Genomic DNA, 13,137 nt, shown 5'->3' on the forward strand with positions numbered 1-13,137 from the left:
TGATCTGTCTGCAGGGCCCCGCCGCGAGCCTGCGAGCGGCGGTCCCCGCTACGGGGTCCTTCAGTGAGCGGCCTCGTAGGCCTCGACGACGCTGGCCGGGATGCGGCCCCGGTCGCTCACCGCGTGACCGTTCTTGCGGGCCCATTCGCGGATCGCGCCGGCCTGCTCGCGGTCCATGCGACCACCGGTCGCCCGGGAACGGCCACCGCCGGACGCCCGCCCGCTGCCACGCCCGACCTTCCGCGCCGCCGAGACGTAGCGGGAAAAGGTCTCCCGCAGTTCCTTGGCGTTCTTCTCGGCCAGGTCGATCTCGTAGCTGGTGCCGTCGAGGGCGAAACTGACCGTCTCGTCGGCGGACAGGCTCTCGTCGAGGTCGTCGCTCAGGATGACCTGGACCTTCCTCGCCATGTACGCACTCCATTCTTCGCGACGACCGCGGTACCGGTCGAAAATACCGCCCCTACTCGGCGGCGACCCCATTGCACCACACCGGCGCGCCATTCGCCCAATGGCCCGGCGCGTGCCCTTCCATCGGGTGATGGAGTTTCCGTACGATCAGGTAGCGGTAATGGGCCGGACCAGCGGGAACAGGATCGTCTCGCGGATTCCGAGACCCGTGAGCGTCATCATCAAACGGTCGATGCCCATCCCCATGCCGCCGGTGGGCGGCATGCCGTACTCCAGCGCCTCCAGGAAATCCTCGTCGAGCGCCATGGCCTCCGGATCGCCGGCGGCGGCCAGCGCCGCCTGCGCGGTGAACCGCTCCCGTTGGGCGACGGGGTCGACCAGTTCCGAGTATGCCGTACCCCGCTCGATGCCACCGATGTAGAGGTCCCACTTCTCGGCCAGGCCCGGCAGGGATCGGTGCGCCCGGGTCAGCGGCGACGTGTCGAGCGGGTAGTCGACGACGAAGGTCGGCGCCTGCAACGTGTGCTGGACGAGCGCCTCGAACAATTCCTCGACCACCTTGCCCGGAAGCCATGCGGGATCCACGCCGACCTCGTGCCGGTCGGCCAGCCCGTGCAGGCGGTAAATCGGCGTGTCGGGGCCGATCTCCTCTCCCACCGCCTCCGACACCGCCGAGTAGAGCGGAACCTGCGGCCATTCACCCGACAGGTCCACCTCGGTGCCGTCGTGGTGCCGGGCGACCAGGTCGCCGAAGAGGGCGTTGCAGCATTCCTGTATCAGTTCGCGGGTCAGCGTCGCCATCGCCTGGTAGTCGGCGTAGGCCGCATAGGTCTCCAGCATCGCGAACTCCGGCGAATGGGAGCTGTCGGCTCCTTCGTTCCGGAAGTTGCGGTTGATCTCGAAGACGCGGTCCAGCCCGCCGACGATGCACCGCTTGAGGAAGAGCTCCGGTGCGATGCGCAGATAGAGGTCGAGGTCGAAGGCGTTCATGTGCGTCCGGAACGGCCGGGCCGCGGCGCCGCCGTGCACCGTCTGGAGCATCGGCGTCTCGACCTCGAGGTACCCGCGGGAGGTCAGCGCGGTCCGCAGGGTGGCCATCACGGTCGACCGCTGCCGGACGGTGCGCCGCGCCTCGTCGCGCACGATCAGGTCGACGTAGCGACGGCGGACCCGCAACTCCTCGCTCATCGGCTTGTGCGCGACCGGCAGCGGCCGCAGCGCCTTGGCCGCCATCTGCCAGGTGTCGGCGAACACCGAGAGCTCCCCGCGGCGCGACGTCCCGACCGCGCCGCCGACCATGACGTGGTCGCCGAGGTCGACGTCGGCCTTCCAGGCCGCCAGGGCGTCCTCGCCCACGCGGTCGCGCGAGAGCATGACCTGCAGCTCGGCGTCCCCCTCGCGCAGGGTGGCGAAGCACAGCTTGCCGGTGTTGCGGGAGAAGATGACGCGGCCGGTGACGCCGACCCGTTCGCCGGTCATGGTGTCCGGCGGCAGGTCCGGGTGCGCGGCGCGAACGGCGGCGAGGGCGGTGGTCCGCTCGACGGTCACCGGGTAGGGGTCGACCCCGGCCTCGCGGAGGCGGTCGAGCTTGGCGCGGCGGACCCGCATCTGCTCGGGGAGCTCGTCCCCGCCGCCCGGCTCCCCGGGCAGGTCGGAAGGTTCGTCCGTCACGGGCGCCGAGCCTACGGGGAGGCCGGCCGGCGCCTCGGCACGTGCTGCCGGGCCCCCGCGGGGCCGGCGGCGGCGTGGTGGTGGCGGCCGTAGGCCAGCCGGAGACCGTGCACGGTGAGGTCCGGCTCCCGCTCACCGATCGAGCGGCAGCTGCCGGCGACCAGCGACGCCAGCCCGCCCGTGGCCACCACGACCGGCTCGGTGCCGAACTGGGCGACGAGCTCGGCGGCGATCCGGTCGACCAGGCCGTCGACCAGCCCGGCGAAGCCGAGCACCAGGCCGGACTGCAGCGCCGCGACGGTGTTCTTGCCGATGGCCTGGGGCGGCACGGTGAGCTCGACCGACCGGAGCTGGGCCGCCCGCGACGCCAGCGCCTCGAGGCTGACCTCGACGCCGGGGGCGAGCGCGCCGCCCAGGAACTGGCCGTCCGGTCCGACGGCGTCCACGTTGGTCGACGTCCCGAAGTCGACGACGACCACCGGCCGACCGCCGCCGTCGGGCAGGCGGCCGAACAGCTCGTGCGCGGCCAGCGCCGTGACCACCCGGTCGGCGCCGACCTCGCGCGGGTTGTCGACGTGCAGCGGGACGCCGGTGCGCACGCCCGGGCCGATGAGCACGACCGGGACGTCGAGGGAGTCCAGCAGCTCGCGCAGGGCGGGCAGCAGCGCGGGCACCGTCGAGCAGGCGGCCACGCCGGTGACCTCGGTGTCCCGCAGCAGGCCGCGCCACGTGAGCCGCAGCTCGTCGGCGGTCGCGCGCGGTGCGGTCGTGACGCGCCAGCAGCCGAGCCGGCGGTCGCCGTCGAAGGTGGCGAGGACGGTCTGGCTGTTGCCGACGTCGACGGTCAGCAGCACGGTGGGCGACCGGAGCTCACCGGGCAGTCCCGTCGCCGCGGACCTGCCCCCGGACGCCGGGCGACGGCGCGGCGGGGTCACCGCCCAGCTCGACGATCCGGTTGGCGCCGTCGACGTGCACGACCTTCGGGATGCAGCTCTTCGCCTCGGTCTCGTCCATGATGCCGTAGCTGATCAGGATGACCAGGTCACCGGGGTGCACCAGGTGCGCGGCGGCGCCGTTGATGCCGATGACCCCGCTGCCCCGCTCGCCCGGGATGACGTAGGTCTCCAGGCGGGCGCCGTTGGTGACGTCGACGATCGCGACCTGCTCGCCGGGCAGCAGGTCGGCCGCGTCGAGCAGGTCCTCGTCGACGGTCACCGAGCCGACGTAGTGCAGGTCGGCCTGGGTGACCGTGGCGCGGTGGATCTTGCTCTTCAGCATCGTGCGCATCATCGGGGGCCTCCGGAGGGCTGCGGGGCCGTCAGGACGACGGCGGTGTTGTCGATCAGACGGGTCGCGCCGGCGCGGGCGGCGACCAGCAGGCGGGCGGGGCCGGCGTCCGGTGCCGGGCCGAGGTCGGGGTCGGTCAGCGCGAGGTAGTCGACCGACAGGTCGGGGGCGGCGGCGAGGACGGCGCGGGCGGCCACGAGCACGGCGTCCGCCCCCTGCGCTCCCGCCTCCGCCCCGGCGCGCAGCGCCGCGGGCAGCGCGGCCGCGAGGGCCCGATCGCCGGGCGACAGGAAGCGGTTGCGGCTGGAGAGCGCCAGGCCGTCGTGCTCCCGGACGGTCGGCACGCCGACCACCTCCACGCCGAGGGCGAGCTCGCGGGACAGGGCACGGACCAGGGTCAGCTGCTGGTAGTCCTTCTCGCCGAAGACGGCCAGATCGGGCCGCACGAGGCCGAAGAGCTTGGCGACGACGGTGAGCACCCCGGCGAAGTGGCCGGGCCGCACCGCGCCCTCGAACACGTCGCCCAGCGGGCCGGGGTGCACGCTGACACCGCGTGCCCCGGGGGGGTAGACCTCCGCGACGGTCGGGTGGAAGACCAGGTCCGCCCCCTCGTCCGCCAGCGCGGCGAGATCGTCGGCCCAGGTGCGCGGGTAGCGGTCGAAGTCCTCACCCGGGCCGAACTGCGTCGGGTTGACGAAGACGGAGACGACGACCGCGGCGGCCCGTTGCCGGGCCGCGCGCACGAGTTCCCGGTGCCCGTCGTGCAGCGCGCCCATGGTGGGCACCAGCGCCACCGGCGTGGGCAGGTCGGTCCGCCGCTTGCGCAGGTCGGCGACGGTGTCGGCGACGCCGGGGGCGGTCATCGCGGTACCGCCGGTGGACGCCCCACGGTCAGCCCTCCGCCCGCCCGCTCGCGAGGGAGCCCGGACCGTGGGCTGTGAGCAGGTCGAGCAGCGGTGCGCCGTCGTGCCGCTTGAGCCGGCCGGAGGCGAGCGCGCGCTGGGTGGTCCGCTGCGCCATGGCCACGTAGGCGCCGACGGAGTCCGGTGCCCGCTCGGCCAGGGTCGCGAGGTGGTCGCGGACGGTGCCGACGTCGCCCCGGCTGACCGGGCCGGTCAGGCCCCGGTCGCCGCGGCGCAGCCCGTTGTCCAGGGCGGCCGACAGCAGCGGGGTCAGCACCCGGGCGGGGGCGTCGACGCCGGCGGCGCGGAGCAGGTCGGCCGCCTCGGCGACCAGGGTGACCAGGTGGTTGGCGCCGGTGACGAGGGCGGCGTGGTACAGCGGCCGGTCCTCCTCCGCCACGAAGAACGGCTCACCGCCCATCTCGAGGACCAGGGTCTCGGCGACGGCGCGGTGTGCCGGGCGGCCGGTTACGCCGAAGGGAGCGCCCGGCAGCCGGTCGACGTCCTCCGCGGCGCCGGAGAAGGTCATCGCCGGGTGCAGCGCGAGCGGGAGGACGCCGGCCCGCTCGGCGGGCTCGAGCACGGCCAGGCCGTGGGCGCCGGACGTGTGGAAGGCCAGCTGCCCGGCCCGCCACCCGTCGGTGCCGGCCAGCCCGGCGATCAGGCCCGGCAGCGTGTCGTCGGGCACGGCCAGGACGACGAGGTCGGCGGCGGCCACCACCGAGTCGGCGGGCAGCAGCGGGACGCCGGGCAGCAGGCGCGCCGCCCGCTCGGCCGAGTCGGCGGAGAGCCCCGCGGCAGCCACGACCTCGTGGCCGGCGGCGGCGAGAGCGGCGCCCAGGACGGCGCCGACGCGGCCGGCCCCCACGACGCCCACGCGCAGGCGGGCGGGGGCCTCGGCGGCGGGCGGCAGCCCGGCGGCGCGGGGGATCCTGCGGGCAGCAGGCATCGGTGCACCTCTCGTTCCAGTCCCTCGCGGGTACCGGACTCGGGTCGCGCGGCCCCTCGTCGGGGCCGTCAGGGGTGGTACGGCACTTCGGCGGGCGCCTGACCTGCTGCAACCGCGTGTGTCACGCAGGTGTGCTCCCGATGGCGAGTCTGGAACTGCGACGGGGGCCGTGCAACGTCATGGGCATGTGGTCTGGGTCACCTCCCGCCGAGCCGGCGGCGGACGGGCGGAGGACGGCCCCTACGGTGAGCGACGGCACACCGGACGAGGAGGCGCCGCATGCGGGGACGCACCGCGCTGGTCACCGGGGGCAGCCGCGGCATCGGGCTGGCCATCGCGCGGAGCCTGGTCGATCGCAGCGCGCGCGTGGTGCTGACCGCCAGGAAGCCGGAGGCGCTGGACGAGGCCGTCCGGTCCCTGGGCGGGCCGGAGGTGGCGGTGGCCGTGCCCGGGCACGCCGCCGATGCCGACCACCGCGCCGCCGCCGTCCGCACCGCCGTGGAGCACTTCGGCAGCCTCGACATGCTGGTCGGCAACGTGGGCGTCAACCCGGTCCGCGGGCCGCTGATGGACATCGACCTCGACGCCTTCCGCAAGGTCCTCGACACCAACGTGGTCGCCACGCTGGGCCTGGTGCAGGAGGCCTGGCGCGCGTGGATGGCCGGGCACGGCGGCTCCGTGCTGGTCGTCGCCTCGGTCGCGGGCCTGAAGTCGTCGCAGGGCATCGCCGCCTACGGCGTCAGCAAGGCGGCGCTGATCAACCTGACCACGCAGCTGGCCGTCGAGCTCGCCCCGACCGTGCGGGTCAACGCCGTGGCGCCCGCGGTGGTGAAGACCCGGTTCGCCGGTGCGCTTTTCGAGGGCCGCGAGAGCGAGCTGGCCGGGCAGTACCCCGCCGGCCGGCTGGGCGTCCCCGAGGACGTGGGCGAGGCCGCGGCCTACCTGCTCGGCGACACGGCCGGCTGGGTGACCGGGCAGACGCTGGTGCTGGACGGCGGAGCGCTCTCCCGCGGCCCGATCTGACCCGGCGGACGCGGATCGATCCGACCTGACGGACCCGCGGCCCGATCCCACCTGTGGGATCGGACCCTGTGGCCGACCACCGGAGGCGTCAGCCGCCGCGCAGCACCCGGGAGAGGACGTCGTCGGGCTGGTCCTCCTCGCGGTACCGGCGCCGCCGCCGGCCGCCGGTGGACTCCCGGACGCCGTTCTCGGCGAGGATCCGCGCGAGCCGGTCGTGCCCGGCGGGCGGCGAGCCGTGTCCTGGCGGGGGCGACGCGCCGTTCCCCGCGGGGGACGCGCCGTCCGCCACCGGTGGCCCGACCTCGGCCGGCAACGGCGGTCCGAACGGATGGGCGGTCGCACTTCCTGCGGCCCGTGCGGCCCGGTGCTCGGTCGTCCGCAGGTCGTCGGGGCCGACCGCGGCCGGCAGGTCCTCGTCGCCACGCCGCCGGCGGGGTGGGAGGTCGGACGCCGCCGGATCCGCCGGATGCCCGGCCGGGCGGGCCGAAGGCGTGTCCACGAGGTCGCGGCGTGCCAGCCACTCCAGCGGCGTCTCCAGCGGCCGGGGACCGCCTCCGGGAGGCAGCGGCGGGAGCGTTTCGGCGGCTGCGTGCCGGGATCGGCCGGGCCCGGCGCGGTCGCGCGGAGAACGGCTGGGCGGCGTGCGGTCGTCGGCCGCGGCGTGCCGGGAGTGGTCCACCGGTGGCGGCTGCACGGGCGCGGCCGCGGTGCCCGGCGCGGACGCCGGCCGGGATCCGGCCGCCGGAGGTGGTGCCACCGGCGCCACCGCCGTGTGCGGAGCCGCGCCCTCCTGCTGGACGGCGGCCGCCTGCGGCCCACGGTCCGTCCGCGGGGCGGCGACCACCGCGCCGTACGTCGCCGTCCCCGGTGGCTGGGAGGCCGGGGCGGAGGTCACGGCGCCGTACGTCGCCGTCCCCGGCGGCTCGGCGGCCGCCGCGTGGGTGGACGCCGCCGGCGGCACGGGCACCGCCCGGGTCCGGGGTGCCTGGACCCACGGCCGCGGCGGAGCCTCCTGCCACGCCTGGGACGGCGTCGCATCCCACGGCAGCGGGGGCACCGGTCGGTGGGCCCGCACCCGCTCGTACTGCTCCGTGCGCACGTCGTGCGGCTCGTCGAGACGGACGGCCGGCCACCCGCCGGTGAGCTCGCGCGGCGGCTCGTCGTCCCAGTGGCCGGCGTCCAGCGGCGCCTGCTCGCCGGAGGTCGGCAGCCGGCTGGCCTGGGTCCGCATGACGATGCGCTCCACCAGCATCTCGCTGGACAGCTGTTCCACGATCTCGGTGCGCAGCCGCGCCACGTCGGCGCGCAGCTCCTCGATCTGGCCCAGCTCGGCGCGGAGGGTGGTGAGCGCGTTGACGTCGTCCCGCAGCCCGGCGAGGGCGGCGACGTCGCTCCGGAGCGCGGTGAGCTCCGCCACGTCGTCGCGCAGTGCGGAGATCCGGCCCACCTCGTCGCGCAGGGCGGTCAGCCGGGCGACGTCCTCGCGCAGCCCGGACACCTGCGCGACCTCCTCGCGCAACTCACCCAGCTTGGCCAGGTCGGCGCGCAGGGAGTCCAGCTGCGTGCGCAGCGCGCCCTCGGTCTGCCTGCGCAGGTCGCTCTCGAGCTCGAGCTCGTACTGGCGGCGAGCGGTGACCTCCCGGTCGAGCTCGCGCTCGTAGACCCGGTGCAACTCGGCTTCCCGCTCGGCGGCCGCCTCCTGGTCGGCGCGCCGGCGGCCGGCGGCGAAGGTGGCCAGCACGAAGGCCCAGCCGGCGGCGACCACGGCGACGCGGAGCAGCTGCGGGTTGTCGGTGAGGAAGACGGCGAGCGTGGCGCAGGCCGCGAGCACGCAGCCGGCGGCGAGCAGCAGCGCCCGCGGGCTCGACGGCAGCCGGGAGCCGCGGGACGGCCGATCGCCCTCGGCGCGCCAGGAGACGTCGTCGTCCTGGCGGCGCGGCATGGTGCCAGGGTAGCGGCGGAACCGCCCGCGACGCGGCAACTGCGGTCACAGCGCGGCACCCGCCGGTCACCACCCGCGGCCGGCCGGCGGCGTGCCCGTCCTGGCAGAGTGGCCGGGTGAGCCTCTCGTTGCTCGACTGGCGCCGCCGCACGACCGCGATCTGGGCTGCCGCCCGCTCCGCCGAGGACCCGGAACGGGGCTGGCGCGCCTGGCGCGACGGTCGCGACGAGCTGTTCGCCGGCCACGCCGAGTCCCCGCTGTCCCCGGCGGCGCGCGAGGCCTTCGCCGGCCTGCCGTTCGCCGCCTACGACGCGGCGTTGCGCCACGAGCCCGAGCTGGCGCCCGCACCGGCGCAGCGGCTGGAGGTGCCCACCGCGGACGACGGCGTCGTCCGGTTGGACCGGATCGGCACCGTCGCCCTCGGCGACCTCGGCCGCGTGGACGTGTGGTGGCTGGGCGGCTACGGCGGTGGGGTGTTCCTCCCCCTGCGCGACGGCAGCGCCGGCCGGCGCACCTACGGCGGCGGCCGCTACCTGCTCGACACCGTCAAGGGCGCCGACCTCGGTGGCAGCGGCACGCGGCTGGTGGTCGACCTCAACTTCGCCTACCACCCGTCGTGCGCGTACGACCCGCGGTGGTCCTGCCCGCTCGCGCCGGAGGGGAACCGGGTGACGCCGTCCGTGGCCGCCGGTGAGCAGCTCCCTCCCGGCGGCTGGTACTGATCGTCGGCTCGTCCCGGTCCCGCGCCGAGCGTGGTGACGTGCGGGAGCGGCCACCCTTCAGGGGCCCGCGCCGAGCGTGGTGACGTGCGGGAACGGCCACCCTTCAGGGGCCCGCGCCGAGCCTGCGAGGCGTGGGGGGAAGGGTGGTCCTTCTACTGGGCGAGCGCGCCGTCGGAGCTGAACACCAGGCCCAGGCTGATCTCGCCCTGCTGGAGCGCGGCCTTGGTCAGCGGGCCGCCGGCGTCGAGCTCGCGGAAGCTCTCGAACTCCAGGGCGTAGGTCTCCTCCAGCCCCGGCTGGCAGAACGGTCGGTCAGGGCACTCCTCCGGACCGCCGAGGACCAGGCCGCTGCTGCAGACCTCGGCCAGTTCCGACAGCGTGGTGACGCCGTACTCGTCGGCGAAGGCCTGCGTGACCGCGAAGGCGTTCTGGTCGGCGGCCTCGGCCGGCTGGCCGAACACCAGGCCGGCACCCTCGGCCAACGGGGTGAGCGCTTCGACGGTCTGCTGGACGTCGCCGGACGCGACGACGTTCGCCTCGTCGCCCTCGAGCGCCTCGGTGACCGTGGCCAGGTACTCGGGGAAGACCTGGATGTCTCCCGTGCGCAGTGCCTGGAGGTACAGCTCCCGGTTGCCGACCTCGCGGACGGAGGCGTCGAAGCCCGCGGCGCTCAGCACGCCGGCGTAGATGTTGGCCAGGATCGTCGACTCGGTGAAGTTGGCGCCGCCGACGGCGATCGGCCCGCTCCCCTGCTCGAGGGTCGCGGTGTCGACGTTCTCCGCGATCCAGGAGGCGGCCACGTCGGCGGGGTTCTGCCGTTGCAGGTCGACCGCGGCGTTCATCTGGATCAGCTCGTCGGTGGTGAGCTCGACCGACACCGCGTCGAGCACCGGCACCAGCGCCGGGTTCGCCGTCGCGGCGGCGGCGTTGACCGCCGGGATGATGTTGTCGGCGTTCTGCAGCTGCTGGTCGTCCTCGAGCACGGTGAGCTGGTCGCCGGGCACCGGGGCGCAGCTCTCTCCGGCGGTAGCCGTCCCCTCGCTCCCGTCGGCGTCGGCCCCGCCTCCCGTGCCGGACGAGCCGGACTCGCCGCAGGCCGCCAGGCCCAGCAGCAGCACCGAGGTGGCCAGGGGGGTCAGGATCCGGTTCCGCGTGCGCATGTCGTCGCCCGCCTTCTGTGTCCCGTGCGGCCGTCGGCCGGCACGCGTGTCTGGCGGGAGGTCTCCCGCGCGGGACATGCAACCCCTGTCCGACGGGCACGGCAACGTCGAGCGCGATGCGTTGCGCTTCCGTTACGCGGGCCGGCCCGCTCAGACACGCACAGCGGCCGCCCGGGGACCGCGCGTGCGTCGCTGGGTCCGGGGCAGCGACAGGCGCCGCTGCCCCGGGGTGAGCAGCGCCGAGACGACGACCAGCAGCAGCTCGGTCAGCAGCGCGAGGACGGCGACCAGCACCGCGCCGGCGATGATCTGGGCGTAGTCCTGCTGGCCGAAGCCCAGGTTGATGATCCGGCCCAGCCCGCCGCCCCCCACGAGCGCGGCCAGCGTCGCGGTGGCGACCACCTGCACCCCCGCCGTCCGGACGCCGGTCATGACCAACGGCAGGGCGAGCGGGAACATCACCCGGGCGACCACCTGCCGGCGGCTCATGCCCATGGCCGTGGCCGCCTCGCGGACGTCGCGGTCGACCTCCCGGAAGCCGACGAACGTGTTCGTCAGGATCGGCGGGAAGGCGAAGATCGCCAGCGCCAGGACGGTGGCGGTGTCGCTGAAACCGATGGGCGTGACGGCGAAGACGGTGAGCAGCGCCAGCGTGGGCACCGCCCGGCTGACGTTGGACAGGACGACGACGGCGCCGCTGCCCCGGCCCGAGACGCCCAGGGCGGTGCCGACGGGCAGGGCGAACACGGCCGCGGCGAGGACGGCGAGCACCGAGACCGTCACGTGCTCGCGGGTGAGGTCGAGGATGCCGCCGGGCCGGACCCAGTTGAACGGATCGTTGAGGTAGACGAAGGCCTCGCCGAAGGCGTTCACGCGTCCTCCTCGCCGGCGGTCGCGGGCCGCGGGACCGACGCAGCTGCGCCCGTGCGTGGCTTCGCGGGCCGGCTCACGTGCGCACCGCCCGCGTCCACGGCGTCAGCAGCCGCTCGGCCCCGGCCAGCAGCACGTCGGCGACCAGGGCGAGCACGACGCATCCGAGCGCGCCGGTGACGATCTCGGCCCGGTAGAAGTTCGAGTTGAAGCCGCCGATGATCAACTGCCCGAGCCCGCCGTTGCCCGTGATGACCCCGACGGTGACCAGGGCGACGGTGGAGACGGTGGCGATCCGCAGGCCGGCCATGAACGCCGGCAGCGCGAGCGGCAGGTCGACCTGCAGGAACAGCCGGACCGCGCCGTAGCCCATGCCCCGGGCGGCCTCGCGCACGTCGCCGGGCACCGCCTGCAGTCCGGCCAGGAAGTTCCGCACCAGGATCACCAGCGTGTAGAGCGTCAGCCCGACGAGCACGGTGGTCGCCGACAGCGCCCCGGTGAACGGCGCGAGGAACGCGAACATGGCCAGCGACGGGATCGTGTACACGATCGACGAGATGCCGAGCAGCGGCCCGGAGAGCAGCCGGGAGCGACGGGCGAGCAGCGCCATCGGCAGCGCGATGGCCGCGCCCAGGACGACCGCGCCGACGGTCAGCCGGACGTGCTGGCCCAGGTAGCCCACTATGGTGGGCCAGTTGTCGACCACGTAGCCCGCGTCGAACCAGGGATTCGGCGCCGCATCGACGGCCAGCACGTGCGCGCCGGCCGCCCCGTCAACGACCGCGTTCAGCACCGAGCGCGTCCCGGGAGGGCCATTCCGTGAACGCTACCGACGACGGACGACCCTCGCCCGGTCCTGACGCCCCGTCCGGCCGGGCGCAGGAGATCCGGCTGGACGGCGTCAGCAAGGTCTACGCCGACGGGACGGTCGGCGTGGCCGAGTTGGACCTGCGCTTCGCGGCCGGTGAGCTGTCGGTGCTGGTGGGCCCGTCCGGGTGCGGCAAGACGACGACGATGAAGATGATCAACAGGATCATCGAGCCCAGCACGGGGCGGATCCTGCTCGACGGCGAGGACGTCACCCGCGTCGACCCCGACCGGCTGCGCCGGCGCATCGGCTACGTCATCCAGAGCGTCGGGCTCTTCCCCCACCAGACCGTCCGGACCAACGTCGGCACCGTTCCCCGGCTCCTCGGCTGGGACCGGCGGCGCATCCGCGACCGCGTCGACGAGCTGCTGACCACTGTCGGCCTCGATCCCGCCGTCCACGGTGACCGCTACCCGGCCCAGCTCTCCGGCGGGCAGCGGCAGCGGGCCGGCGTGGCCCGGGCGCTGGCCGCCGACCCGCCCGTGCTGCTGATGGACGAGCCCTTCTCGGCGGTCGACCCGGTGGTGCGCGAGCGGCTGCAGTCGGAGTTCCTCCGGCTGCAGGCTTTGGTGCGCAAGACGATCGTCTTCGTCACCCACGACATCGAGGAAGCCGTGCGACTGGGCGACCGCATCGCGGTGATGAGCGAGGGCGGCCACGTCGAGCAGTTCGCCCCGCCGGGCGAGATCCTCGGCCGGCCGGCAAGCCCCTTCGTCGCCGACTTCGTCGGGGCCGACCGCGGCCTGAAGCGGCTGGCGGTCACCGGGATCGACGTCGCCGACCTGGAGCGGCCCCCCGTGGTCCACGTGGCCGACGGGCTGGCCGACGCCCGCGCGGCGCTGGAGCGGGCCGGCGCCCGCTGGGCGGTCGTGCTCGACGACGACGACAACCTGCGCGGCTGGCTGTCGGCCGACCGCGCCACCGGCGCCGGCACGGTCGGCCCGGCTGCCCGGCGCATGGAGGCCTGGGTGCCGGTCGACGCGTCGCTGAAGACGGCGTTCGCCACCATGCTGCAGCTGGACGCCGGCTGGGTCGCGGTCCTGGACGGCGACCACTTCCTCGGCGTGCTGACCCCCGAGTCGCTGCACGCTGCGCTGCGCCGCTCCGTCGAGGGCTCGGCCCCGGAGACGGCCGGAGCTGTGTGACCGGTCGTCCTCCGGACTCCAACCGCGGCCAGGTGCCGCCCTCCGTCGCGCCGAGCCGCCCCCGCCGCTCCTCGGGGGACCCTCCGGGCCCCCGCTCGTCCCGACGACCGCGGCCGGGTGCCGCCCTCCGTCGCGCCGAGCCGCTCCCGCCGCTCCTCGGGGGACCCTCCGGGCCCCCGCTCGTCCCGAC

General features: G+C 75.2%; 13 protein-coding genes. 3 read left to right on the forward strand and 10 right to left on the reverse strand.

The features are described from left to right. Positions 1–60: 60 nt before the first annotated feature. From OF117_RS10050 to OF117_RS10075, 6 genes are all read right to left on the reverse strand, one after another. Positions 61–408, reverse strand: a complete 348-nt coding sequence (locus OF117_RS10050) for a histone-like nucleoid-structuring protein Lsr2 (protein WP_263552686.1) — start codon at positions 406–408, stop codon at positions 61–63. Positions 409–555: 147 nt separating this feature from the next. After that, positions 556–2,079, reverse strand: coding sequence for a lysine--tRNA ligase (gene lysS / locus OF117_RS10055; RefSeq protein ID WP_263552687.1), 1,524 nt, complete (start codon positions 2,077–2,079; stop codon positions 556–558). A gap of 11 nt (positions 2,080–2,090) precedes the next feature. Further along, a complete protein-coding gene (locus tag OF117_RS10060) occupies positions 2,091–2,933 on the reverse strand; it encodes a type III pantothenate kinase (protein WP_263552688.1) in 843 nt (280 codons plus the stop codon). Positions 2,934–2,949: 16 nt separating this feature from the next. Beyond that, the gene (panD, locus tag OF117_RS10065) at positions 2,950–3,369 is read right to left on the reverse strand and encodes an aspartate 1-decarboxylase (protein ID WP_263552689.1); all 420 of its coding nucleotides are present in this window, start codon (positions 3,367–3,369) and stop codon (positions 2,950–2,952) included. After that, positions 3,366–4,229: a pantoate--beta-alanine ligase gene (gene panC, locus OF117_RS10070; protein WP_263552690.1), complete on the reverse strand. Its 864-nt coding sequence runs from the start codon at positions 4,227–4,229 to the stop codon at positions 3,366–3,368. The genes panD and panC overlap by 4 nt, the downstream gene beginning before the upstream one ends. A 28-nt stretch (positions 4,230–4,257) precedes the next feature. After that, positions 4,258–5,217 carry a Rossmann-like and DUF2520 domain-containing protein gene (locus tag OF117_RS10075; protein ID WP_263552691.1) on the reverse strand — a complete coding sequence of 320 codons (960 nt, stop codon included), beginning with the start codon at positions 5,215–5,217 and terminating at the stop codon, positions 4,258–4,260. Positions 5,218–5,496: 279 nt separating this feature from the next. Here OF117_RS10075 and OF117_RS10080 point away from each other — a divergent pair, with 279 nt between their 5' ends. Continuing rightward, a complete protein-coding gene (locus tag OF117_RS10080) occupies positions 5,497–6,240 on the forward strand; it encodes an SDR family oxidoreductase (RefSeq protein WP_263552692.1) in 744 nt (247 codons plus the stop codon). 88 nt (positions 6,241–6,328) lie between these two features. On the opposite strand, the gene OF117_RS10085 is transcribed toward OF117_RS10080, so the two are convergent. Next, complete coding sequence (locus tag OF117_RS10085) at positions 6,329–8,182, reverse strand: DUF6779 domain-containing protein (protein WP_263552693.1); 1,854 nt, start codon at positions 8,180–8,182, stop codon at positions 6,329–6,331. 116 nt (positions 8,183–8,298) lie between these two features. On the opposite strand from OF117_RS10085, the gene OF117_RS10090 reads away from it, so the two are divergent. Beyond that, on the forward strand, positions 8,299–8,904 hold the full coding sequence (locus OF117_RS10090) for a DUF1684 domain-containing protein (protein WP_263552694.1): 606 nt from the start codon (positions 8,299–8,301) through the stop codon (positions 8,902–8,904). A 152-nt stretch (positions 8,905–9,056) separates the two neighbouring features. On the opposite strand, the gene OF117_RS10095 is transcribed toward OF117_RS10090, so the two are convergent. From OF117_RS10095 to OF117_RS10105, 3 genes are all read right to left on the reverse strand, one after another. Continuing rightward, positions 9,057–10,064 (reverse strand): glycine betaine ABC transporter substrate-binding protein, encoded by a 1,008-nt coding sequence (locus tag OF117_RS10095; protein WP_263552695.1) that lies wholly within the window; start codon positions 10,062–10,064, stop codon positions 9,057–9,059. A gap of 150 nt (positions 10,065–10,214) precedes the next feature. Beyond that, positions 10,215–10,937, reverse strand: a complete 723-nt coding sequence (locus OF117_RS10100; RefSeq protein WP_263552696.1) for an ABC transporter permease — start codon at positions 10,935–10,937, stop codon at positions 10,215–10,217. 73 nt (positions 10,938–11,010) lie between these two features. Continuing rightward, a complete protein-coding gene (locus OF117_RS10105) occupies positions 11,011–11,727 on the reverse strand; it encodes an ABC transporter permease (RefSeq protein ID WP_263552697.1) in 717 nt (238 codons plus the stop codon). A 26-nt stretch (positions 11,728–11,753) separates the two neighbouring features. On the opposite strand from OF117_RS10105, the gene OF117_RS10110 reads away from it, so the two are divergent. Beyond that, on the forward strand, positions 11,754–12,947 hold the full coding sequence (locus tag OF117_RS10110; protein ID WP_263552698.1) for an ABC transporter ATP-binding protein: 1,194 nt from the start codon (positions 11,754–11,756) through the stop codon (positions 12,945–12,947). Positions 12,948–13,137 lie beyond the last annotated feature (190 nt).

It is taken from the genome of Geodermatophilus sp. YIM 151500, assembly GCF_025716945.1.
GTDB lineage: Bacteria > Actinomycetota > Actinomycetes > Mycobacteriales > Geodermatophilaceae > YIM-151500.